This is a genomic window from Streptomyces sp. NPDC059477, assembly GCF_042749375.1.
Taxonomy (GTDB): Bacteria; Actinomycetota; Actinomycetes; order Streptomycetales; family Streptomycetaceae; genus Streptomyces.
In genome coordinates this window covers 1-22,875 of the sequence record NZ_JBHYUG010000004.1, presented here as the reverse complement: position 1 = coordinate 22,875, position 22,875 = coordinate 1, and the positions used below count along the sequence as shown (strand labels likewise).

The 22,875-nt window shown below is 71.8% G+C and carries 18 protein-coding genes; 5 read left to right on the top strand and 13 right to left on the bottom strand.

Features of this window, described 5'->3' with window-relative positions:
• Nucleotides 1-104 precede the first annotated feature (104 nt).
• Nucleotides 105-1,109: a DeoR/GlpR family DNA-binding transcription regulator gene (locus ACFXAZ_RS02940; protein WP_384584132.1), complete on the bottom strand. Its 1,005-nt coding sequence runs from the start codon at nt 1,107-1,109 to the stop codon at nt 105-107.
• 150 nt (nt 1,110-1,259) lie between these two features.
• The gene (locus tag ACFXAZ_RS02935; protein WP_384584129.1) at nt 1,260-2,699 is read right to left on the bottom strand and encodes an NAD(P)H-quinone dehydrogenase; all 1,440 of its coding nucleotides are present in this window, start codon (nt 2,697-2,699) and stop codon (nt 1,260-1,262) included.
• A gap of 184 nt (nt 2,700-2,883) precedes the next feature.
• Here ACFXAZ_RS02935 and ACFXAZ_RS02930 point away from each other — a divergent pair, with 184 nt between their 5' ends.
• The 4 genes from ACFXAZ_RS02930 to ACFXAZ_RS02915 all read left to right on the top strand — a co-directional run bounded on the left by ACFXAZ_RS02930 (nt 2,884) and on the right by ACFXAZ_RS02915 (nt 6,304).
• Nucleotides 2,884-3,321: a gamma-glutamylcyclotransferase gene (locus tag ACFXAZ_RS02930; RefSeq protein WP_382680584.1), complete on the top strand. Its 438-nt coding sequence runs from the start codon at nt 2,884-2,886 to the stop codon at nt 3,319-3,321.
• A 32-nt stretch (nt 3,322-3,353) separates the two neighbouring features.
• Complete coding sequence (locus ACFXAZ_RS02925) at nt 3,354-3,635, top strand: hypothetical protein (protein ID WP_384584125.1); 282 nt, start codon at nt 3,354-3,356, stop codon at nt 3,633-3,635.
• 130 nt (nt 3,636-3,765) lie between these two features.
• The gene (locus ACFXAZ_RS02920) at nt 3,766-4,590 is read left to right on the top strand and encodes a purine-nucleoside phosphorylase (protein ID WP_384584122.1); all 825 of its coding nucleotides are present in this window, start codon (nt 3,766-3,768) and stop codon (nt 4,588-4,590) included.
• 79 nt (nt 4,591-4,669) lie between these two features.
• Nucleotides 4,670-6,304, top strand: coding sequence for a phospho-sugar mutase (locus tag ACFXAZ_RS02915; protein WP_384584119.1), 1,635 nt, complete (start codon nt 4,670-4,672; stop codon nt 6,302-6,304).
• Nucleotides 6,305-6,339: 35 nt separating this feature from the next.
• Here the strand turns inward: ACFXAZ_RS02915 and ACFXAZ_RS02910 are convergent, their stop codons facing one another.
• The 11 genes from ACFXAZ_RS02910 to ACFXAZ_RS02860 all read right to left on the bottom strand — a co-directional run bounded on the left by ACFXAZ_RS02910 (nt 6,340) and on the right by ACFXAZ_RS02860 (nt 21,342).
• Nucleotides 6,340-7,734, bottom strand: coding sequence for a lytic transglycosylase domain-containing protein (locus ACFXAZ_RS02910; RefSeq protein WP_384584115.1), 1,395 nt, complete (start codon nt 7,732-7,734; stop codon nt 6,340-6,342).
• Nucleotides 7,735-7,950: 216 nt separating this feature from the next.
• Nucleotides 7,951-9,063 (bottom strand): hypothetical protein, encoded by a 1,113-nt coding sequence (locus tag ACFXAZ_RS02905; protein WP_384584112.1) that lies wholly within the window; start codon nt 9,061-9,063, stop codon nt 7,951-7,953.
• A 64-nt stretch (nt 9,064-9,127) separates the two neighbouring features.
• A complete protein-coding gene (locus ACFXAZ_RS02900; RefSeq protein ID WP_384584109.1) occupies nt 9,128-10,081 on the bottom strand; it encodes a phosphate ABC transporter ATP-binding protein in 954 nt (317 codons plus the stop codon).
• Nucleotides 10,082-10,100: 19 nt separating this feature from the next.
• Nucleotides 10,101-11,042 carry a sortase gene (locus tag ACFXAZ_RS02895; RefSeq protein WP_384584106.1) on the bottom strand — a complete coding sequence of 314 codons (942 nt, stop codon included), beginning with the start codon at nt 11,040-11,042 and terminating at the stop codon, nt 10,101-10,103.
• Nucleotides 11,043-11,230: 188 nt separating this feature from the next.
• Nucleotides 11,231-12,694 carry an Ig-like domain-containing protein gene (locus ACFXAZ_RS02890; protein ID WP_384584103.1) on the bottom strand — a complete coding sequence of 488 codons (1,464 nt, stop codon included), beginning with the start codon at nt 12,692-12,694 and terminating at the stop codon, nt 11,231-11,233.
• Nucleotides 12,695-12,829: 135 nt separating this feature from the next.
• Nucleotides 12,830-13,885 (bottom strand): hypothetical protein, encoded by a 1,056-nt coding sequence (locus ACFXAZ_RS02885; protein WP_384584099.1) that lies wholly within the window; start codon nt 13,883-13,885, stop codon nt 12,830-12,832.
• A 227-nt stretch (nt 13,886-14,112) separates the two neighbouring features.
• The gene (locus ACFXAZ_RS02880) at nt 14,113-16,635 is read right to left on the bottom strand and encodes a hypothetical protein (RefSeq protein ID WP_384584096.1); all 2,523 of its coding nucleotides are present in this window, start codon (nt 16,633-16,635) and stop codon (nt 14,113-14,115) included.
• Nucleotides 16,635-18,383: a phosphate ABC transporter substrate-binding protein PstS gene (gene pstS, locus ACFXAZ_RS02875; RefSeq protein ID WP_384584093.1), complete on the bottom strand. Its 1,749-nt coding sequence runs from the start codon at nt 18,381-18,383 to the stop codon at nt 16,635-16,637. Before pstS ends, ACFXAZ_RS02880 begins: the two co-directional genes overlap by 1 nt.
• A complete protein-coding gene (pstA, locus tag ACFXAZ_RS02870) occupies nt 18,383-19,717 on the bottom strand; it encodes a phosphate ABC transporter permease PstA (RefSeq protein ID WP_384584090.1) in 1,335 nt (444 codons plus the stop codon). The genes pstS and pstA overlap by 1 nt, the downstream gene beginning before the upstream one ends.
• Before the next feature lie 14 nt (nt 19,718-19,731).
• Entirely contained in the window at nt 19,732-20,736 is a 1,005-nt protein-coding gene (pstC, locus tag ACFXAZ_RS02865; RefSeq protein ID WP_384584087.1) for a phosphate ABC transporter permease subunit PstC, read from the bottom strand.
• Between the two features lie 324 nt (nt 20,737-21,060).
• A complete protein-coding gene (locus ACFXAZ_RS02860) occupies nt 21,061-21,342 on the bottom strand; it encodes a hypothetical protein (protein ID WP_384584084.1) in 282 nt (93 codons plus the stop codon).
• Between the two features lie 593 nt (nt 21,343-21,935).
• Between ACFXAZ_RS02860 and ACFXAZ_RS02855 the strand changes: the two genes are divergently transcribed.
• Nucleotides 21,936-22,694, top strand: coding sequence for a DUF5707 domain-containing protein (locus ACFXAZ_RS02855; RefSeq protein ID WP_384584081.1), 759 nt, complete (start codon nt 21,936-21,938; stop codon nt 22,692-22,694).
• Nucleotides 22,695-22,875: the final 181 nt, after the last annotated feature.

The following is a 22,875-nucleotide window of genomic DNA, read 5'->3' as shown; positions in this document are numbered from 1 at the left end:
GGCGCACCACCCCCCCCCGCCCCCACCTCCGGCGATCCACCGCCCTCCCGCGGGTCTCCAGCGGGGTGGGGGGGGCGGGGGGGCGGGGGGGTCGCCCCCCCCCTTCAGCGTCGCCGCAGGTCCGCGACGCGGGCCCGCTCCGTCCCCGGGGACTGTTCCCCCAGGACCGTGGCGGGGCCGCGCAGCGAGGTGCCGGCGGGGACGCCCCGGCGGGGGCCGGGCAGGGGGACGTCCCGCACATCCCGGCGGGCCGGGCGGGCCGGGGCGGAGTCACCCCCCGCGTTTCCCGACGGGCCGCCCGAGGTGCCGGCCACGGCGATCTGGACGCCCTGGTCGGCGAGGGCCTGCAATTCGGTGGCCGCACGGTCGTCGTGGGCCGGGGGCTCGTCGGTGACCAGCCGGGTGATGATGTCCGTGGGGACGGTCTGGAACATGGTGTCGGTGCCGAGCTTGGTGTGGTCGGCGAGGACCACGACCTCGGAGGCGGCCTGCACCAGGGCCCGGTCCACGGAGGCGGAGAGCATGTTGGACGTGGACAGCCCGCGTTCGGCGGTCAGCCCGCTGCCGGAGAGGAAGGCGCGGGACACCCGCAGGCCCTGGAGGGACTGTTCGGCCCCGGACCCGACGAGGGCGTAGTTGGAGCCGCGGAGGGTTCCGCCGGTCATCACGACCTCGACCCGATTGGCGTGGGCGAGGGCCTGGGCGACCAGCAGGGAGTTGGTGACGACGGTCAGTCCCGGCACCCGGGCGAGCCGGCGGGCCAGCTCCTGGGTGGTGGTACCGGCCCCGACCACGATGGCCTCGCCCTCCTGGACGAAACTGGCGGCGAGATCGGCGATGGCCGTCTTCTCGGCGGTCGCGAGATGTGACTTCTGCGGAAAGCCGGACTCCCGCGTGAATCCGCCCGGCAGTACCGCACCGCCGTGCCGGCGGTCGAGGAGTCCTTCTGCCTCCAGTGCGCGCACGTCCCGCCGTACGGTCACTTCTGAGGTCTGGACGACGCGGGCCAGCTCCCGGAGCGACACGGCTCCGTTTGCTCGCACCATTTCGAGGATCAATTGGCGACGTTCTGCAGCGAACACGAAACTGACAGTAACCCCAACGACCATCTGCTTTCAGCAGTTTGCGCCGAATAACAGAAGTTGTTCGTACGCGAGTGCTGGAAGTGGTATAGGAGCCTACTCCTGGTGCCTATGCCAGGTGCACGGGCACCGCCGGGCGGCAACTCCCTGTGACCAGCGGGGAGTCGGGAGCGGGTCTCAGCCCTCGCCGGTCGCTTTGCGTGTGTGCAATTGCCGGGCCACCTCGGCGATCGATCCCGAGAGGGAGGGATACACGGTGAAGGCGTTCGCGATCTGTTCGACCGTCAGGTTGTTGTCGACGGCGATCGAGATGGGGTGGATCAATTCCGAGGCGCGCGGTGCGACGACCACACCGCCGACCACGATCTCGGTGCCGGGGCGGCAGAAGATCTTGACGAAGCCGTCCCGGATGCCCTGCATCTTGGCGCGCGGGTTGCGCAGCAGCGGCAGCTTGACCGCGCGGGCCTCGATGACCCCGGCGTCCACGTCGGCCTGGGTGTAGCCGACGGTGGCGATCTCCGGGTCGGTGAAGACGTTGGAGGAGACGGCCTTGAGGTTGAGCGGGGTCACCGCGTCGCCGAGGAAGTGGTACATGGCGATCCGGCCCTGCATGGCGGCGACGGAGGCGAGGGCGAAGATGCCGGTGACGTCACCGGCGGCGTACACGCCCGGCGCGGTGGTGCGGGACACCCTGTCGGTCCAGATGTGACCGGACTCGGTGAGCTTGACGCCCGCCTCCTCCAGGCCCATGCCCGCGGAGTTCGGGATGGCGCCGACCGCCATCAGGCAGTGGCTGCCGCTGATCACCCGGCCGTCGGCGAGGGCGACCTCGACGCGGTCGCCGACGCGCTTGGCGGAGGCGGCGCGGGAGCGGGCCATGACGTTCATGCCGCGGCGGCGGAAGACGTCCTCCAGGACGGCGGCGGCGTCCGGGTCCTCGCCGGGCAGCACCCGGTCGCGGGAGGAGACGAGGGTGACGTCGGAGCCCAGCGCCTGGTAGGCGCCCGCGAACTCGGCGCCGGTGACGCCGGAGCCGACCACGATCAGCTCTTCGGGCAGCTCGGTCAGGTCGTAGACCTGGGTCCAGTTCAGGATGCGCTCGCCGTCGGGCTGGGCGTCGGGCAGCTCGCGCGGGTGGCCGCCGGTGGCGATCAGCACGGCGTCGGCGTCGAGGGTCTCCTCGCTGCCGTCGGCCGCGCGCACCACGACCTTGCGGGAGCCGTCGAGGGCCTGCATGCCCTCCAGGCGGCCCCGGCCGCGCAGCACCCGGGCGCCCGCGCGGGTGACGGAGGCGGTGATGTCGTGCGACTGCGCGAGCGCGAGCCGCTTGACGCGCCGGTTGACCTTGCCGAGGTCCACCCCCACGACCCGGGCGGCCTGCTCGATGTGCGGGGTGTCGTCCGCGACGATGATCCCCAGCTCCTCGTAGGAGGAGTCGAAGGTGGTCATCACCTCGGCCGTGGCGATGAGCGTCTTGGACGGGACGCAGTCGGTGAGCACCGACGCCCCGCCCAGGCCGTCGCAGTCGACCACGGTCACCTCCGCGCCGAGCTGCGCGGCGGTCAGTGCCGCTTCGTATCCGCCGGGTCCGCCGCCGATAATCACGATCCGAGTCACGTACGCATTGTCCCGCACACCTCAGGGTGGTATCGCCCCGGGTGGCCCCGGACACACAGGGACGGCCGCGGTGACGGCCGCAGCGACGGCCATGGGGCGGCCAGAGGGGCGGTCACCGGGGCGGGCACGCTGACGGCCGCTGTGACGGGAGGGGCGGCCGATCCGGCTGCCGTACCCTCGTCGCATGTCGCTCTATGCCGCGTACGCCAGCAACCTCGAAGCGCGGCTGATGTCCCGCCGCGCCCCCCATTCACCGCTGCGCGCCACCGGCTGGCTGAACGGCTGGCGGCTCACCTTCGGCGGCGAGCACCTCGGCTGGGAGGGCGCCATCGCGACCATCGTCGAGGACCCCCTCGCCCAGGTGTTCGTGGCGCTGTACGACGTGGCGCCGATGGACGAGGACGCCCTGGACCGCTGGGAGGGCGCGGGCCTCGACATCTACCGCCGCACCCGGGTGCGCGCCCACACCCTTGAGGGTGAGGAGTCCGCCTGGACCTATGTCCTCAACGCCTACGAGGGCGGCCTCCCCTCCGCCCGCTACCTGGGCGAACTGGCCGACGCGGCGGAATCGGCGGGAGCCCCCCACGACTATGTGATGGAACTGCGCAAGCGGCCGTGCTGAGACCCGGCGGGGATCGCTCCTAGACTTGGCGCATGACCGGCTCGCGCACCTATCAGATCTACTTCACCGAGCAGGCCGCCGTGGCCCGTGACCGGCTGGACGAGCGGCAGCGCAACGCCTTCGACAAGGGCATGTCGCTCCTCGCCCGTGACCCGTTCCCGGCACTCTCCCGGCCCATAAGCGCCACGGGCGACGACCGGACGATCCTCCTGACGCAGAACATCCTGGTCGAGTACAGCGTCAGCATGGGACGGCTGCTGATCTTCATCGTCGAGGTCTTCAACAACAAGGACGTCTTCGTCACCGAGGAGTGACGACCCGTTCCCGGGCCGCTCTCGGGGCTGCCCCCGGGGCCGCTCTCGTAAGAAACGACAAGGCAACGATCGGCATCCCGTACGCTCCGTCATCTACGCGCGTAGGCCATGACCGGCTACCCTCATGCGCGTGAACGCATCTCTTCTTCCGGACGACCTCCAGGGCGACCCGTACGCCGCCGCCGACGCCGCCGCCGCGCGGCTGCGCGAACTGACCGGCGCCGAGTCCCACGACGTCGCTCTCGTGATGGGCTCCGGCTGGGCGCCGGCCGTCGACGCCCTGGGCGCCGCCGACGCCGAGTTCCCGGTCACCGAGCTGCCCGGGTTCCCGTCGCCCGCGGTCGCCGGGCACGGCGGCACGGTCCGCTCGTACCCGGTCGGTGACAAGCGCGCCCTGGTCTTCCTCGGCCGCACCCACTACTACGAGGGCCGCGGAGTGGCCTCCGTGGCGCACGGCGTACGGACCGCGGTGGCCGCCGGCTGCAAGACCGTCGTCCTGACCAACGGCTGCGGCGGACTGCGCGAGGGCATGCGTCCCGGTCAGCCGGTGCTGATCAGCGACCACATCAACCTCACCGCCACCTCCCCCATCGTCGGCGCCAACTTCGTCGACCTCACCGACCTGTACTCACCGCGGTTGCGCGCCCTGTGCAAGGAGATCGACCCGAGCCTCGAAGAGGGCGTGTACGCGCAGTTCCCCGGCCCGCACTACGAGACCCCGGCCGAGATCCGGATGGCCCGGGTGATCGGCGCGGACCTGGTCGGCATGTCGACCGTCCTGGAGGCGATCGCGGCCCGCGAGGCCGGTGCCGAGGTGCTCGGCATCTCCCTGGTGACCAATCTCGCCGCCGGGATGACCGGCGAGCCGCTGAATCACGAGGAGGTCCTCCAGGCCGGGCGGGACTCGGCGGCCCGGATGGGTTCGCTGCTGACGCAGGTCCTCGGCAGGATCTGAGCGGCGGAACCACAGCGCACTTCGCGGGACCGTCCGTCGAAGAAGAGCCGAAGAACAGCCGAAGAGAGGTTGACCGAGCGTGTACGACGATCTCCTCGCACGGGCCGAGGCGTGGCTGGCCGAGGACCCCGACCCCGAGACCCGCGCGGAACTGGCCCGGCTCATCGGGTCCGGGGACCGCGCCGAGCTGGCCGACCGGTTCGCCGGCACCCTCCAGTTCGGCACCGCCGGGCTCCGCGGTGAGCTGGGCGCGGGCCCGATGCGGATGAACCGCGCGGTGGTGATCCGCGCCGCCGCCGGACTCGCCGCCCATCTGAAGCGGCAGGGGCACGCGGGCGGACTCGTCGTCATCGGGTACGACGCCCGGTACCGGTCGGCCGACTTCGCGCGGGACACCGCCGCCGTGATGACCGGCGCGGGCCTGCGGGCCGCCGTGCTGCCCCGCCCGCTGCCCACCCCGGTGCTCGCCTTCGCGGTCCGGCGGCTCGGCGCGGTCGCGGGCGTGGAGGTCACCGCGAGCCACAATCCGCCCCGCGACAACGGCTACAAGGTGTACCTGGGCGACGGCTCGCAGATCGTGCCCCCGGCGGACGCGGAGATCGCCGCCGAGATCGAGGCGGTCGCCGCGCTGGCCGACGTACCCCGTCCGCCGGACGGGTGGGAGGTGCTCGGGGACGCGGTGCTGGAGGCGTATCTCGCCCGTACGGACGCGGTGCTGGCGGCCGGGTCCCCGCGTACCGCCCGGACCGTCTACACGGCGATGCACGGGGTCGGTACGGAGACCCTGCTCGCGGCGTTCGCGCGGGCCGGTTTCCCCGCGCCGGTGCTGGTCGCCGAGCAGGCCGAGCCCGACCCGGCGTTCCCGACCGTGGCGTTCCCCAACCCGGAGGAGCCCGGGGCGATGGACCTGGCCTTCGCCACCGCCCGCGAGGCCGCGCCGGACCTGGTGATCGCCAACGACCCGGACGCCGACCGCTGCGCGGTGGCCGTGCCCGACGGCGACGGCGGCTGGCGGATGCTGCGCGGCGACGAGGTGGGCGCGCTGCTCGCCGCGCACCTGGTGCGGCGCGGGGCGCGCGGCACGTTCGCCGAGTCGATCGTCTCCTCCTCCCTGCTGGGCCGGATCGCCGAGAAGGCGGGACTGCCGTACGAGGAGACCCTCACCGGGTTCAAGTGGATCGCGCGTGTCGACGGTCTGCGCTACGGCTACGAGGAGGCCCTCGGCTACTGCGTGGACCCCGACGGCGTCCGCGACAAGGACGGCATCACGGCCGCGCTGCTCATCGCCGAACTGGCGTCGGAGCTGAAGGAACAGGGGCGCGGGCTGACCGACCTGCTGGACGACCTCGCCGTGACGCACGGACTGCACGCCACCGATCAGCTGTCGGTGCGGGTGGCGGACCTGACGGTGATCGCCGACGCGATGCGCCGCCTGCGCGAGCGACCGCCGGCCCGGCTGGCGGGCCTGGCGGTCGTCGCGGCGGAGGATCTGGCCGAGGGCACGGACCGGCTGCCGCCGACCGACGGGCTGCGCTACACCCTGGACGGCGCCCGGGTGATCGTCCGCCCGAGCGGCACCGAGCCCAAGCTGAAGTGCTACCTGGAGGTCGTGGAGCCGGTCGGCTCACCCGCCGACCTGCCCAAGGCGCGGGCGCGGGCGGCGGAGCGGCTGGCGGAGATCAAGCGGGATCTGGCGGCGGCGGCCGGTATCTGACGGGCCATCATCCGACGGGCCGGTTCCCCCGGGCGTCAGCCGGTCGTCGTCGGCTCCCCTTCCGGTTCCAGTTCCGGCTCCTCGGTCGGGGCCGGGGCCTGGGTGTCCGTGGGTGTGGGCTCCGGGGTCTCGGTCGGGGTGGGCGTCGGCGTCGGGGTCGGTGTTTCGACCGGGTCCGTCGGGTCCTCGGTGGACGGCTCGGGGTCCGGGGTGACCGACGGGGTGGGCTCGGGCTCCGGGGACGTCTCGGTGGGCGTCGGGCTCGGGGTCGGGGTCGGTTCGGCGGTCGTCGCGGTGGGGCTGGGCGTCGGGGTGGGGGTGCTGGGCGGCCGGGTGGGGTCGACGGGCGAGGGGGTCACCGGGCGGGGCGGCGCGGGTACGCCGTCGTCGCCGTCGACGACTTCGCCTTCGCCCCGGCCGTCGTCCGTGTCCGGGGCGTCGCCCGTCCCGCCCCCGGGGACCGGCCGGGTGGCCGGGGTGTCGCTGCCCGCGCCGGGGCTGACCGGGACGACGGCGGTGCCGTCGGGGACGGTGTGCACGCCGTTCAGATAGAACTGCCGCCAGCCGAGCACGAGGTCGAGGTAGTCGCGGGAGTAGTTGTAGCTGAGGATCGCCCGTTCCAGGCCGTCCGCCGTGCCCAGGTCCCGGTCACCGGCGCACAGGTAGTGACCGGCGGCGAGGGCGGCGTCGTAGATGTTGTTCGGGTCGGACGTGCCGTCGCCGTTGCCGTCGGCGCCCCAGGACTTCCAGGTGGTCGGCAGGAACTGCATCGGCCCGACGGCCCGGTCGTACACCGGGTCCCCGTCCCACGCCCCGCCCTCGCTGTCCAGGATCAGCGCGAAGCCGTTGCCGTCGAGGGCGGGGCCGGTGATCCGGGTGAGGGTGTCGCCGTCGGCGTCCACCGCGCCGCCGCTCGCGTGTCCGGACTCGACCTTGCCGATGGCGGCGAGCAGTTCCCAGTCCAGACGGCAGGACGGGTCCGTACGGCCGACGGAGGTCTCCGCGCGCTGGTAGGCGTCGAACACGGTGGCGGGCAACCCGGCCTCGGCGGCCGTGCGTTCCTCGGTGAGCGCGGTGAGCGCGGCAGGCGTGGCGGGTCCGGTGGGCTCGGTGGCGGTGGCCGGTTCGCCTCCCGTCCGCTCCAGCGCCGCCACGTCCTTCAGGGGCGGGAGTTCGATGTGGTAGGAGTCATCGCCCTGCGACGGAACGAGGGGCAGCTCGGCGTCCTGCGGGACGAATCCGCCGGGCACGCTCACGCCGTCGTCCCGCACGGCCGGGGCGGCACCGGCGGCTCCCGGCGCCTGGGAACCGGCGGTGAGCAGGGCCGCGGTGGCGGTGGCGACCGTGGCGGCACACGCCGCGCGCAGGCCACGCCTGGTGCGCAGCCGCGCGCTCACCCGGCGCAGGGGTCCGGACAGCGGACGGGGCATGGGGTCACTCCTGACATCCGGGCGTACGCGGCACAAAGGATCCGGCACAGGGGATCCACGACACGGGATCCGGCACACAGGTCCGGCACACGGGGTCCGTCTCACCAGCCCCGCTCTCCCCACCCGACGCTAGGCGCCACCTCCCGGCGCGGGGGCGCCTGGCCGACTCCGAGGGGAGAAGAGGAGGTGAACACCTAGGGTCCGGGGGCGGTTGCGTCAGTAGACGCCGCAACTGCTCGGCTGGGCGTCCGCGCCGAGGTCGCCGAAGCCGTAGTTCTTGATGGTGGCGATGTTCAGGCAGACCTGGGACGACGCGCCGACGAACGCGCGCGAGATGCCCGCCTCGCCGAGCCGGGAGGTGGCGACGACGTTGTAGACGTCGCGGGCGAAGGGGAAAGTGACGTTGAGGGCGAGGGTGGTGCCCGAGCCGGTGGTCGGGAGGACCGAGGCGATGGAGCGCAGCCGGGTCTCGCCACGCCGGTTGACCACGTTGGGGAGCCCCTTGCCCTGGCCGATCCACTGGGCGACGGAGAACGGCATGATCTCGGTGCCGCTGAGGACGGCGGTGCCGTCGTTGGGCTGGACGTCGTGGACGCAGCCGTTGGCCTTGGCGAGGGCGATCTGCTGTTCGGTGACGCCGATGAACTGGAGCCAGGAGTTGAAGCTGCCCGCGTCGGCGGGCGGCAGCAGCGCCCGCGAGACCGTGCGGGTGACGCCCCCGTCCACGAAGGTGCAGGTGCGGTAGATGGAGGCGAGTTGGGCGATGGTCAGGTTGGTGGGCAGGGTGCTGCCCAGGTCGGTCACATAGGTGAGGGCGTCCTTGGCGAAGGGGATGTAGGTCAGCTGAGGGCTGGGGGCGGGCGGGCGGTAGGTGGCGCGGGCGTAGTCGGCGCAGTCGGGCAGGGGGTTGTTCAGGTCGGTGACGAGTCGGCTGACGCCGGGTGAGGTGCCGTTGGGGCGGGGGATGTTCTGGCAGTTCGGGTACAGCGCCGGGTCCTTGGTGGTGATCGTCGGGGTGCCGGTGGCGTTCCACGAACCGAGCAGTTTGTTGCCGCTCACGTCCACGGCGACCTCGCCGAGCCCGTTCATGACGTCCTGCGTGGTGTCGGAGCCGACCCCGGCGAGCGGACGGTACGGGGGCGTCGGGTGGTCGGCGGACGCGGGGGCGGCGAGGGCGCCGAGGCCCAGGGCCAGGGCGCTCAGGAGGGTGAGGGTGGCTCTGGCGGCGGTTCCGGTGGCTCTCCTGCCCGGGTGGGAAGCGGTGTGAGCAGGGGTGTGAGAAGTGGTGTGCGAAGTGGCGGGCGCGGCGGTGTGCGAGGTGGCGTTCATGTGCGACCTCCTGGTGAGGGCCGGGTCGGGTGGAGCGGGTCGCTGGCCGGACATCGTCCTGGGCTCAGCCGAAGCGTCCGTTGACGTAGTCCGTCGTTCTGGGGTCCTGCGGGCTGTGGAACATCGCGTCGGTGCCGCCGTGCTCCACGATCACGCCGGGGGTGCCCTGTTCGGCGAGGAAGAAGGCGCACTGGTCGGAGACGCGGGCGGCCTGCTGCATGTTGTGGGTGACGATGACGATGGTCACCTCGGACTTCAGCTCGTGGATGGTCTCCTCGATGCGGCGGGTCGAGGTGGGGTCGAGCGCCGAGCAGGGCTCGTCCATCAGCAGCACCCGGGGCCGTACCGCCAGGGACCGGGCGATGCACAGCCGCTGCTGCTGGCCGCCGGAGAGCGCGCCGCCGGGCTGCCGGAGCCGGTCGCGGACCTCTTTCCACAGTCCGGCCTTGGTCAGGCACTCCTCGACCAGCCAGTCCTTGTCCGCGCGGCCCGCCCTGACGCCGCTGAGCTTGAGGCCGGCGGTGACGTTGTCGTAGATCGTCATGGCGGGGAACGGGTTGGGCTTCTGGAAGACCATGCCGATGTTCCGGCGGGCGTGGGTGATGCGGCGGCCCCGGTCGTAGATGTCGTCGCCGTCCAGCAGGACGCGGCCGGAGAGCGCCGCCGAGCCGACGAGTTCGTGCATGCGGTTGAGGATCCGCAGGAAGGTGGACTTGCCGCAGCCGGACGGGCCGATCAGCGCCGTCACCTCACGGGCGGGCATGGTCAGCGACACCTGCTCCAGGACCTTGTGGTTGCCGAACCACGCCGAGATCGCGTCGGCCTCCAGCGTGGCGGGGTCGCTCTCGGCCGTCGCCGCGCCCGCCTTGCGGGGCCGTACGGCCGCCAGCTTCTGCGTCGGGTCGAGGATCTCGTCGACGAGGGTGGTCTCGGCCGTCGCGCCGGTCCCCGTCGGGCCGGGGGCGGCGCTCGTCGTGGCCGGGCCGGGCGTGGCGCTCGTGTCGGTCGTGTCGGACATGGGCTGGACTCCTCGTGGATCAGAGCAGGTTGGGCAGCAGGCGGGTGGCGGCGCCGGAGACGGCGAGGCCGAACGCGGCCAGGACGGGCACCCCGGCGACCCAGGTCTGCCAGCGGCCCCAGGCGCGGTGGGCGGCCATGGTGAGCAGGGCGGCGATCAGCAGTCCCTGCGACCACAGGAAGACCGGCAGCCAGGCGGCGTTCTCGGTGCCCATGACCTGCTCGGAGTCGTCGATCCAGCCGGACGCCAGCGGGCGCGGCGGCGCGGGCTGGGCGTCGCTGGTCAGTTCGGCGTCGACACGGAGAGTGCCGGAGGGGGTGTACGGGCCGCCCTCGGCGGTGATGAGGGTGAGCCGTCCCTCGCCCTCCTTGAGGGTGGGCGGCAGCGGGTCGCCCTCCCGGCGCAGGGCCGTCACCTCGTAGGTCGCCGTGCCCTGTCCCGTGGTCACCCGGATCTCGGTGCCGGGCGGCAGCTGGTGCAGATCGTTGAACGGGCTGCCGTATCCCCACTGGCGGCCCATGAGCACGCTGGTCCCGGGCTGTCCCGGCAGCGGGGTGTCCCGGCGGTGGCCGGGGCCCGACATCAGCACGCCGGAGGTGGTGCCTTCGGCGACGATCTCCTCCAGGCCGAGCACGGGAATGCGCAGCAGGGCCACCGGGGCGCCGGGCGTCAGCAGATCGCCTTCGTAGGTCTGCTGCCCCACGGGGGCGATACCGAGGGCGAGCTGGCGGCGGAACTCGTCGTACGCCGTCTGCTGGTCGCGGGTGTGCTGGAGGTGGCCCACGAGCGTGAGGTTGGCGGCGAAGCCGAGCAGCAGGGCGGCGAGCAGGCACAGGGCGGCCCCGGCGAACGCGAACCCGGTGCGTTCACCGGGTGGCGGCCCGCTGTCGGGCGCGGGCTCGGGCGGGGGCGCCGGAGCCGGCGGCGCCACGGCCGGCGGGGGCGGGGACAGCACGGTCACGGGGAGCGCTCCTGTGAGGTGGTGGCGGGTGGTGGCGAGTGGGGTGGCGATGGGTACGGGGTCATGGACAGCGGAGACACCGGTGCACGGGCGGCGGGGTGGGGGCCCGCCGCCCGCGCTCCGGGCGCCCTGGGGCGGTGTGCCGTCAGGCGCGAGGCCCTGGGCGAGGTGCCGTCGGACGGGGTGTCTCAGGCGTGCGACCGGCCGAAGTCCAGCAGGCCGTTGCGGCGGCCGAAGCGCACCGCGAAGATGCCGGCCGCGACCAGGACGATGGCGCCGATCCCGGAGAACAGCGCGATCTGGGAGCCGGTGGAGGCGAGTCCGCCGCCCGTGGTGGAGCCGGTGGACCCGGTGGACCCGGTGGTGCCGCCCGTGGTGGTGTCGCCGCCGGTGGAGCCGGACGTCGTACCGGAGCTGTCGCCGGTCGGGTCGTCCGTCGGGTCACCGGACGGGTCGTCGGACGGGTCGTCGGAGGGATCGTCCGTCGGGTCGTCGGAGGGGTCACCGGACGGGTCGTCGGAGGGGCTCGGGGTGCCGGAGGGCTCGTCGAGGGTGAAGGGGATCTGGCTTTCGCCGTCGCACGCCGGGCTCCAGATCAGGGCGTTGTTCCCGGCGACCGCGTCCTCGGGGATCGTGAGCGTGGCCCAGGTCGCGGTGCCGTCGGCGTCGGCGGTGGCGTCGGGGAACTCCGTGTCGTTGCGGCCCAGGGTCAGGGAGAGGGCCGTGCCCGGCTCGCAGCGGCGGACCACCAGCTTGACCTGCTGGCCGCGCTCCAGCCGCGGGTTGCCCGGCAGCCGCTGGCCCTGGGCGTCCTGGAGTTCCGACCCGACCGGCAGGACGTTCAGCCGCAGCGGCTCGGACACCGAGGCGCCCCACTCGGCGGTGTTCGCCGGGACGAACGCGGCGGTGAAGTCGTGATCCCCCTCCGCCAGCGCGGGCGTGGTGAACTCGGCCTTCCCGTCCGTCACGGCGGCCTGGCCGAGCGAGGTCTCCCCGTCCCGGAAGGTCACACTGCCGACGGCTTCGGCCGGGGTGACGGTCGCGGTCAGCTTCACCGTCTGTCCGGGCTCGACGTTGCCGGTGTCCACGGCCAGCTGGGTGGTGGTCGCCTCCGCGCCCTCGCCCTGCACCCAGGTGTCACCGGTGACGGTGATCTTCTGGGACCAGTACGGGTTGCCCGGCACGAACTCCCCGGGCGGCTTGGCCAGGTCGTAGTTGTCGACGCAGTAGACCCGCAGCTCGTAGGTGCCGTCGCCGGAGATGATGTCGGCGAGACTCCTGGCCTCCAGACCGGGATTGTCGGCGGCGGTGAGGGATATCGCCGGCGTCGCCTGGGTGTAGGGACCGGCGTTGCCGACGGCCTTCAGGACCGTCTCCTCGACGCCGTCCGCCTTGACGACGTAGACGTTGAGGTAGGTGTTCCAGTTGATGTCCTCGATGGTGACGTCGGGGCAGGCGCCGGGGATCCCGAGGGTCGCGCCGATCGGCTCGGGGTCGTCCAGGTTGCCGCCCGACGCCAGGGTGAACTCACCGATGGACGCCGCCCGGGCGGGCTGGGACTGGGCTGCGACCAGGGCCACCACGCCCGCGGCCAGCACGGCGCAGGCGGCCAGGATCGCGGCTGCTCTTCGGAAGGGTTGGAGCACTGACATGTGTGGAGCCCCCCGGGGGACGTTGTAGTGGTAGAGGTGGAAGTAGTGGTGGGGACGGAAACGGGAACAGCGCGTGGGGCCGGGCACCTGGTGGGTGCCCGGCCGTCACGCGAGGGGTCGGATGACGCGCACTGCCTACCGGTTGCCGGTGGTGGTGGTGTCACCGCAGCTGGACGGGGCGGTGTCGGCGCTCAGGTCACCGAAGCCGTAGTTCTTGGTGGTGGCGATGTTCAGGCAGACCTGGGAGGACGCGCCGACGAAGGCACGCGCGATGGACGGGTCGGTGAGCTTCGCGGTCGGGACGACGTTGTAGACGTCACGGGCGAAGGTGAAGTTCGGGTTCAGCGCGATCGCCGTGCCGGTGCCCGTGGTCGGGGCCACGCCCGCGATGTTGCGCAGCCGGGACTCGCCGCGGCGGTTCGGGACGTCCGCGAAGCCCTTGCCCTGGGCGAGCCACTGGGCGACCGAGTACGGCATGATCTGCGTGCCGTTGGCGATGGCGATGCCGTCGTGCTCCTGCACGCTGTCGTCCACGCAGCCGGCCGCCTTGGCGGTGGTGATCTCCGCCTCGGTGACGCCGATGGACGAGAGCCAGTAGGTGCGGGTGCCCGAACCGGCCTGCGGCAGCAGCGCCTTCGACACGGTCTTGGTGACACCCGCGTCCACGAAGGTGCAGTTGCGGTAGATGGACTGGAGCTGCGTGGCGGTCAGGTTGGTCGGCAGGGTGCTGCCGAGGTCCGTCGCGTAGGTGACGGCGTCCTTGCCGAACGGGATGAAGGTCAGGTTCGTACCCGCGGTGGACGGGCCGCGCGAGGAGCGGGCGAAGTCCACACAGTCGGCCTGGGCGGTGTTGTTGACATCGAGGATGAGTCTGTCGATGCCCGCCGAGGAACCGTTGGGACGGTTGATGCCCGCGCAGTGGGCGGTGGCGGCGACGGTGCCGTCCTTGGGCGTGATCGTGGCGGAGCCCGTGGCGTTCCAGGAGCCGATGAGCTTGTTGCCGCTGGTGTCGAGCACGACGTCGCCAAGGCCGTTCAGCGCGTACTGCGTGGTGTCGGAGCCGACACCGGCCAGCGGACGGAAGGGCGGGGTGGGGTAGTCCGCGGACGCCGGGGTGGACAGGACGCCGACACCGATGGCGGCGGCACCGAGAACCGCGGCACCGACCTTGGCGCGAGACTTGACGTTCACTTCTGATCTCCCTGTTTCGGATTTCGAAGACTGGACGTTCAAGAAGACTGGACGTTCAAGCTGAATCCGGATTTTCCTGCTGCCGACCCGTCGACCGGCCACCGCATACATTTCCAAGATTCCGCAGCGGAGGCCACCAATTCCCAGCGAGGGAAAGGTTACGGGGAGGCTTCCTAGGTGTCTCCTATGGGGTCCGGGGTGACTCGAATGAGGCCCCGAGCGGCCTGTTATGGACTCCGGCGATGGGCGAGACGCAGCATTACCGGACCCGAAAGCGCGGCGGATCCGCCGAGAATGAGAACGACGAGAAGAACCCAGCGGATAATCCCCAGAATCTCACCGGGAGTGAATCCGCCCTGGGCATCGGCCACGTTCTGCTGCGGCCCCGAGGAGGGCGAGGCCGACTCACCGGCCGCTGCCGAGGCGGCGGCCGACGGGTCGTCCGTGGTGCCGTCTCCGGCCGCGCCGCCCGCCGCGGCGGCGGCTCCGTCGCCGGTGTCGGTGCCGGTGCCACCGACGGAGTCCGCTCCCGTGCCGCCGGACCCGGATGACCCCGGGTCACCGGGGTCGTCCGGGTCCGGTGTGCCCGAGGGGTCGTCGGAGACGGCTCCGCGCTCCAGGTCGTCGGCCGCGGCCGACGCCTGGGTCCGCAGGTCCGCGGGCAGCGGGGCGTAGCCGTTGGGCAGCTCCCCCGCGGACAGTCCGGGCGTCTGCCCCGGCCCCGCGGCGTACCGGATGAACTCGGCGTACGCCTCGCGGGCCGCGGCGTCCTGGTCCACGGAGGCCGCCGCGTAGGCCACCGCCGTGAGCGGATACGCCTCGCCCTTCGCGCGGGACGGGTCCGGCGCGAGCACAGCGGGGTCGGCGGCCGAGGGCTGCATGGTGTCGACCGCCGACAGCAAGGTGCTGACGGACGGCTGGACGAAGGTGCCGTCGGCGTTGCGCAGGCTCGCCACGGGCAGCCCGTAGCGATCCGCGGAGGCGACGTCGACGATCGCCATCACCGCGCGGTTGCCGGGCCACGGCGGGTCGTTGACCAGCCGGGCGAGACTGATCCCGTCGGCCTGCGCGTACTGGATGGTCCGGTTGTTGTTGCCGCGCCGCGCGCGTAGGGCACCGTCGTGCAGGTCGGCCGAGTAGGGCGCCAGATCCATGATGGTGTACGGCAGCTCACCCCCGAATCCCTGGGCGATCCCCCTCGTCGGATCCACCTTGGGGTATTCGTTCAGCGCGGTGTTCTTGTCGATTTCCAGTTCCTGGAAATAGGGGTTCACCTTCATTCCGCTGGGGTCGGGCTCGCCCGCGAGGAATTCACGGGCCTCCTGGTCCGCCTGGAGCCAGTTCCACACCACCCGGCTGGTGTCCGAGTTCCCGATGGGCACCACAAGACTCATCGGCGAGCCGGCGACGTCCGGGAAATCCGGATTGAGTTCCATGAATTCCGGGTCGGCCGTGTAGTCGAGCGGATTGCCTTCGATGTGTTCCGGCGCGGGCATCAACGCGACGTCGTTGCGGTACGAGTGGGTGAGCATCTTGGCGACGAGCCGCGGGGTCAGTTTCATCTCCGTTGCCGCGCCGTTCGGTCCCTCGACGAAGAAGGCGAAGGCGAGCGCGGACACCGCGACGGGCGCGTGCACCACCGCCGGGCCGCCCTCCGCCTGCGGCACGGGATCGACGGTGAAGCCCAGCGTGGGCAGTTCGGCCGTCGTGCCCTGCACCTGTTCCCTGGCCAGCCCCTCGGCGGCCGTGGTGAAGCCGAACGTGCTGTCCGTGGACGTGCACAGCTCGGGCTGCCACGAGGTGACCGCGTCCGTCACCAGCTCGGAGCCGATCATCGGCCGCTCGGCCTGCCCCGCCGGGCAGAACTGGTCGACCTGGAGGAAGTCCAGGGGGAAGACGATCCGCTGGGCCCAGTTGGTGGCGGACAGCGGCGAGGTGACGAGCGTGCCCTGACCGGTGATCTCGGCGCCGTCCGGCTGGTGGTTGCCACGCGGCACGACCACCAGCCAGCACTTGCGCGGCGTGGGCGTGCTGCCCTCCGGCGCCGTGTTCACCCCGCAGCCCAGATAGTCGGCCTCGACCCCGTCCTGCACCGCGAACACCGCTTCGCCGGTGCCGTTGGCGAAGGTCCGGTTGGCCGGCTGCTCGTTGGTGTCCAGCGGCCCGTAGTACGTGTAGTCGTCCGCCTTCTTCGTCGGATCCTCGCCGTTGGCCGGGCGGAACGGCACGAAGTTCGAGCCGCCGGTGTACTGGGTCTCGGCCGGGTCACCGGTCGGGCCGGTGCTGGCGACCGAGCGGGTGCTGGTCCAGCCGCCGAGCGGCGCGGCCCCGCTCCCGTACACGCACTGCTCCCGCGACGGCCCGTCCGCCTCGTCGCCCCAGCACTGCATGATCTGGAGGTAGTCGAACCCGAAGGAGCTGATCGACTGGGTCGGCTCCCCGCCCTCCCAGCTGACCCGCACGCCCTGCGAGCGCAGCCCCTCCGTCTGGTCCACCGTCACTTTCAGATCGGAGAAGTCGTCGTACTTCCCCTTGGTCCCCGACTTCGTCACCGCCGAGGACGTCTCCGCCGCCACGGCCGCCGAGCCCGCCGGAGGCAGCGGCAGCAGCGCGACGACCACCGCCGTCACCAGCAGCCCCACCGCGACCAGCAGCCGCGGCCGGCGCCGCGCCAGAAGGCCGGTCAAGCCTGCGGCGTGCTCGGCGCCCGCCATGCCCGCGGCGCCCGCCGTGTCCGTCGCGCCACTCATCACGACCGCCCCCTGCGCCGGGCCCGGCCCGCCATCGCGCGGGCCACCGCGGGCGGTCCGACGACCACGCCGACCAGCAGTACGGCCGACAGCGCCATCAGTGCCGTACGCAGCCCCGGGGAGTCCCCCGTGCCCAGTGACACCGGCGACGCCACCACCGAGCTGTCCCCGGCCGCCTGCTCGCCGCTGATCACCTCACCGGTGTCGGGGTCGACGACCGTGCCTTCGGTGCCGCCGGTGCTCCCCTCCGTACCGCCGGTCGTGCCGTCCGTGCCGCCGTCGGCGTCACCCGTCGTGCCGCCCGAGTCGCCGGTGCCGGAGTCCCCGCCGGTCGCCGACGTACCGCCGGTCGTGGCGGAGCCGCCGGTCGAGGTGGACGAGCCGCCGGTGCTGGAGCCGCTGCCGCCGGTCGTCGTGCCGCCGGACGAGGTGTCCGTCGGCTCCGTGGCCCCGCCCGTCCCGGTCGCGCACTGGTCGCTGCCCTGCTTGTCGCACGCGGGCGGATAGGGCGCCTCCTCGATCAGTGTGTTCCTGCCACCGGAGAAGGTCGGGTTGTTGCACTTGTCGATGTCGATGCCGGCGGTCTCGGCGCCCGGGATCTTCCGGGTCTGTTCCATCCCGGCTTCCACCAGGTTCTTCGGCAGCGGCGAGTAGCCGAGCCGGTCCGCCTGCTGCTGGCCCTCGCACAGGAAGTAGGTGGTGAAGGCGCTCAGCGTGCGGCCCTTGGCCTCGGTGAAGCCCATCTCCTCCTTGGTCGGGACGATCATGTAGCTGTAGCTGGAGAGCGGGTAGGTCCGCCGGTCGTCGAAGGAATAGACACTGTCCAGGTTCTGGGTCAGATAGTTCGCCGAGCGCGGATCGTTGTTGATCTTCGCCTCGGTGAGCGCCACGGCCACGCTGGACGCGGTCGGCTCGACGTAGTACCCGGACTCGTTGAGCAGCTTGGCCACCGGGAATTCGGCATTGCGCGCGTACGAGTACTCGACGTAGGTGATCGCGCCCTCGGCCTGCGGCTGGCGGGTGTAGCCCGCGACGCCGAGCGAGGTGGACTGGGAGACGAAGCCGGAGCCGGGGATGTTCGGGAAGTACGAGGTCAGACCGCAGGGCGTGGGCTTGCCCGCGCGCCCGCAGTAGTCGTTCCACAGCGAGCCGTGTTCCTTGGACATCCACTGCGTGAACTGCGCGGTGGTGCCCGAGCCGTCGGAGCGCACGACGGGCACGATCCTGCGGGCGGGCAGGGTCAGTTTGGGGTTGTCGGCCTTGATCTCGGGCGAGTTCCACATCGTGATCCTGCCGGTGAAGATCTTGGTGAGGACCTCGCCGGACAGCCGCAGATTGGTGACGGTCTTCCCGCCGATCTTCAGGTTGTACATGAAGGCCGTACCACCGGCGACGATCGGCATGTAGGCGTACTCGCGCGAGGGCGGGGCGTCGGTGTTGCCGAGGTCGGTGAGGCCGTAGGGGATCTCGGAGACCCCGAAGTCGGAGGTGCCGTCCCGGAACTGGTTGCGGCCGATGGTCGAGCCGACCGAGGAGTAGTTCACCGTCATGCCCTGCTGACGGACATTGCGCCGCCACTGCTCGATGGCGTTGGCGCTCCAGGTCGATCCCGAGCCGCTGATCTTGGTGTACGTCGCGGCCTGGGCGTCGGGCGGGTTGAGCGCCAGCAGCGCGCACAGCAGGGCGGTGAACACCGCCAGCGCCTGGTACACACGCAACGCGCGTGGATGTCGGACGGTCGGGGACATCACGGGGTGCTCCTCGTCGGTGCGGTGCCGCCGGGGAACGGCGGTACGGAGGGTGCCTGGGCGTGGTCGGTGGCGCGGGCGCGGGCCTGCCGGTCGAAGCGCTGGGCGTCGCGCCGGGACGCCCGTACCCGGCGGTGCTCCTGACGGCGGGTCAGCTGGCCGGGGCCGCGCCCGCCGAAGAAGCGGGCGAGCACGAACAGGATCAGGACCAGCAGCAGCAGCACGGCCGCCGTGCCGAACCCGCGGGCGATGTAGCTGGCCTCGGGCGACTTGACCAGCTCGAACGCGGCGAGCGGCAGGGACACCATCGGGTCCTTGAGCGGATTGGTGTTCAGCTCGGCGGTGTACCCGGCGGTCAGCAGCACCGGCGAGGTCTCCCCGACCCCGCGCGCGGTGCCCAGGATGACGGCCGTGGTCAGCCCGGAGCGCGAGGTGGGCAGCACCACGTGCCAGACCGTGCGCCAGCGCGAGGTGCCCAGCGCGTACGACGCCTCCCGCAGGGTGCCGGGCACCAGCCGGATCACCACGTCCGCCGCGCGGATGATGATCGGCAGCATCATCACGGAGATGGCGAGCGCGGCGGCGAGCCCGGAGCGGTCGAAGCCGAGCGCCAGGATGAAGGTCGCGTAGATGAACAGCCCGGCCACGATGGACGGCAGCGCGGTCATCGCCTCGACGATGGTCCGCACGAACCGGCTGAACCGGCCCGGGATCTCGTTCAGGAACACCGCGCACACCAGCCCGGCCGGGATGCAGATCACCAGCGCGATACCGATCTGCCACAGCGTGCCGACGATCGCGTGCAGGATGCCGCCGACCCCGAGCGGCTCCAGCGGACCCGCGGCGGCCATCGACTCGGTGTAGAAGTTCAGGTGCGGCAGCGCCTCACGGCCCTCGTAGAGCGTGTAGACGACCACGAAGGCGAGCGCGGCCAGCATCAGGATGCCCAGACTCTGTACGACGGCGGCGGCCACCCGGTCACGTACCGCGGGCCCGTCCTCGTCGAAGGAGACCAGCAGCGCGTACAGGCCGATGAAGAGCAGATACGCGACGACGACGAAGCCCAGCGCCCCGTTGAAGGGCAGCAGCCGGTCGAACAGCAGCCAGGTGACGCACACCGCGGCGGCGCCCGCGCCGAGCAGCGCGTAGACGTCGGTGGCGCGCAGGATGGCCAGATTGCGGCGCGACTCGGTGCGCGCGGGCCCGCCCCCGGGGCGGCGGGCGGGCAGCACGGTGGGGGCGGCCGGGGCTCTGCCGGCGGGCTCGTCCCGGGGGCCGGGCGCGCCCTGCGCGTCCTGGCCGCCCGGCGGGCTCTGTGGCGTGGTGACGGTCATCTGGCTCGGTCTCCTCAGGAGTCGCTCGACGCGCCGGAACGGCTGCGGGCGACGATCGACGACGCGGCGAAGTTGACGACGAGGGTCATCAGGAAGAGCGCGAGGCCGGCCGCCATCAGCGCGGACATGCCGAACTCGGTGGCCTCGCCGTAGCGCAGGGCGATCAGCGCGGACACCGAGTTGGTGCCGTTCTGGAGGATGTGCGGCTGGATCTCGAAGACCGGCGAGATGATCAGGTAGACGGCGATGGTCTCGCCGAGCGCCCGGCCCAGGCCCAGCATGGTGCCGCCGATCATGCCGCCCTTGCCGAACGGCAGGACGACGCTGCGGATCATCCCCCAGCGGTGGGCGCCGAGCGCGTAGGCGCCCTCGCGCTCACCGACCGGCGCCTGCGAGAACACCTCCCGCATCACCGAGCAGATGATCGGCGCGACCATCAGGGAGACGACCATGCCCGCGATGAAGGTGGACGAGGTGTACACGGTCGCGGTGGCCAGCGGGTCGTTCGGGTCGGAGCCGTCGACCTTGAAGATCGGGATCCAGCCCAGGTACGTCGAGATCCACCGCGACACCGTGACCACGTGCCCCTGGAAGAAGAACAGCCCCCACAGCCCGTAGACCACCGACGGCACGGCGGCCATCAGGTCGACCACGCTGATCAGGGTCTGCTTGATCCGGGCGGGCGCGTACTCGGAGATGTACAGCGCCGTGCCGAGCGCCATCGGCACCGCGAAGACGATGGCGACGAGCGCGATCAGGATGGTGCCGACCATCACCGCGGCGATCCCGAAGTGGTGGCCCTCCGGCTCCCACGCCTCGGTGGTGACGAAGCTCCACCGGGCCACCTCCAGCGCCTGCCAGGCCCGGTACGTCAGAAACCCGCCGACGAGCAGCATGATCGCGAGCACCGTGGTGCCCGCGCCGCGCAGCACCCCCCGGAACACCCGGTCGGGCACGCCGGGGTCGACGTACAGGCGTCTGGGCGGTTCGTCCGCCCGCGCCACCGGTCGCTCATCCATTCGCGTCGTCACATGAGTCGACGCTCCTGAGGCGGGATGGACACCTGCGCACCTAAAAGTGAACTGGACCACTCCGAGGGGCAACTTCGGGTGTTGACGTGAACGCGGCGCATGCGTGCGGCGTGCGGGGGGAGCCGCGGAGCGGTCGAAGGAACCGCGGCCGGAACACACGAAGGGCCGGAGCCCGCCCTTGCAGGCGGCCTCCGGCCCTCACTCCCCGCGACTAGCTCCCGCTCCTACCCACCACCTGCTACCTACTGACTACTACCTGCTACCCGCTACCTGTGGCCTGTGGCCTGCTACCTGTGGCTTGCGGCCTGGTACCTACCCGACGTCGTCCCAAGCGATGGGGCCGCTCGCGCCCAGCTCACCCAGCAGCGCCCGGAAGCGCTCGTAGGCGGCCTGACAGGTCGAGTGCCGTTCGTAGGCGCGGGAGGACACGGCCAGCGCACCGCCCACCGGATCACGCAGCCGCCAGACCCAGCCGCTGCCCTCCGAGGTGTGATGCACCGCCCCGGGTAAATCCGCGACGTCCAGACACAGCCGCTCGAACGCGGCACGGCACTCGGCGTAGTCCCGGTAGGTCCTCGCCGTGACGGCGATCACCCGCCCGTTCGTCGCCGTGAGACGCCAGGCGTACGTTCCGTCTGCCCCGATGTCTATGTGACAGCGCGTGCCGGGCACAGCAGCGCCGCCCTTTCTTCCCGCCATCCATCCCCACCCCTGAGTTCCCCTGTTCCCGGCTGTTCCCGACTTTTCCCGACGTCAGGAAGCTGCACGAGTCAACGCCGGGCCGACGGTCGTGCGGCACACGCAGGCTAGTGAGGCGGGAGTGATATGCGATCGCCCTCGGTAACCGTATCCGGCATGCTTCACGCGAAAGTTGCCCCTTGTTCATGTGGGCGCCGCACAGGGCCCGTTGCCCCCGGGCCGACCGGCGGCAGTACGCGTAGGTGGGCGCCAGGTCCGCTGAAATTTGGACCGAATTTCCCCTTAGGTTTTCCACCGAATCAATCCACCAGATATTCGATACGCATTCCATCGCCAAGAAATCCACAACCAGCCACAGTCCTCCCTCATCACCCACACGAAAACATTCCGGAATCTCCACGGAATGAGTACGCTGCCCACGTCAATTCGGCCCGCCGGGGGATTAGTGCCGGGCCGCTGTGCATTCACATTGGGGAATTCTCATGCGCATGAGCTCCGCTGTCGCCGCCGCCTGCGGCGTCATCGCCCTGTCCGCCCTCGCCGTTCCGGCCGCGCACGCGGACGAGCAGTTCGGCGACACCGAGATCACCGGCGTGACCGTCAACGGTGGTCAGCCCGTCGTCGTCGGTACGAGCGCGAGAACCGTCACGGTCGAGGTCACCGCGACCGACCCGTCCGGCCTGGAGCAGATCAACGCCACCCTGTACCGCGGCTCGGTCGAGTCCCCCGTCGCCACCGTGGCCTCGGACGCCGCTTGCGGTCCGACGGCCGCCACGACCACCACGTGCGCACTGACCTTCACCCTCACCCCGGGCACCGCCCCGGCCGACGCCTCGCAGGCCGGCACCTGGCAGGTGAGCGCCTTCGCGATCGCCCCCGACAGCGACGCCGTGTTCCGGGACACCGCCGCCGCCTTCTCGGTGCAGCGCGCCAGCCAGGCGACGGTGGACGCCACGCCGGAGCCGGTCCGGTGGGGCCGCGCCCTGACGGTCACGGGCGCCGTGCAGCAGGCCGACTGGGCGACCGGCGTGCAGACCGGCGTGGCGGCCGGGCAGCCGGTGAAGCTCCAGTTCCGCAAGGCGGGCTGCAAGGAGTTCAAGACGGTCCAGACCGTCCAGACCGCGGCCGACGGCACCCTGTCCACCACGGTCCGCGCCTTCCAGGACGGCACCTACCGCTGGTCGTACGCGGGCACGGACACGACGGCGGGGGCGGTGTCGGAGGGCGACTACGTCAACGTGCGCTGACGCAATCCGACTGACGGTCCAAGGCATGCCCTGACGTGCCCTGAAAGACGTGCCCTGAAAAACAAATACGGCACCGAGCCGCCCGGCGGACGGGCGGGTCGGTGCCGTGCCAGCACCATCGGAGCGGGCGAACGGCGAAAGGCCGCGTGGAAAGGGCCAAAAAAGACCCAAGAGAATAAAT

Coding starts and splice junctions, on each gene's coding strand:
- ACFXAZ_RS02940 (WP_384584132.1), bottom strand. CDS start 1,109: ATGGTCGTTGGGGTTACTGTCAGTTTCGTGTTCGCTGCAGAACGTCGC.
- ACFXAZ_RS02930 (WP_382680584.1), top strand. CDS start 2,884: ATGTCGCTCTATGCCGCGTACGCCAGCAACCTCGAAGCGCGGCTGATG.
- ACFXAZ_RS02925 (WP_384584125.1), top strand. CDS start 3,354: ATGACCGGCTCGCGCACCTATCAGATCTACTTCACCGAGCAGGCCGCC.
- ACFXAZ_RS02910 (WP_384584115.1), bottom strand. CDS start 7,734: ATGCCCCGTCCGCTGTCCGGACCCCTGCGCCGGGTGAGCGCGCGGCTG.
- ACFXAZ_RS02905 (WP_384584112.1), bottom strand. CDS start 9,063: ATGAACGCCACCTCGCACACCGCCGCGCCCGCCACTTCGCACACCACT.
- ACFXAZ_RS02900 (WP_384584109.1), bottom strand. CDS start 10,081: ATGTCCGACACGACCGACACGAGCGCCACGCCCGGCCCGGCCACGACG.
- ACFXAZ_RS02890 (WP_384584103.1), bottom strand. CDS start 12,694: ATGTCAGTGCTCCAACCCTTCCGAAGAGCAGCCGCGATCCTGGCCGCC.
- ACFXAZ_RS02880 (WP_384584096.1), bottom strand. CDS start 16,635: ATGAGTGGCGCGACGGACACGGCGGGCGCCGCGGGCATGGCGGGCGCC.
- pstS (WP_384584093.1), bottom strand. CDS start 18,383: ATGTCCCCGACCGTCCGACATCCACGCGCGTTGCGTGTGTACCAGGCG.
- pstA (WP_384584090.1), bottom strand. CDS start 19,717: ATGACCGTCACCACGCCACAGAGCCCGCCGGGCGGCCAGGACGCGCAG.
- pstC (WP_384584087.1), bottom strand. CDS start 20,736: ATGGATGAGCGACCGGTGGCGCGGGCGGACGAACCGCCCAGACGCCTG.
- ACFXAZ_RS02855 (WP_384584081.1), top strand. CDS start 21,936: ATGAGCTCCGCTGTCGCCGCCGCCTGCGGCGTCATCGCCCTGTCCGCC.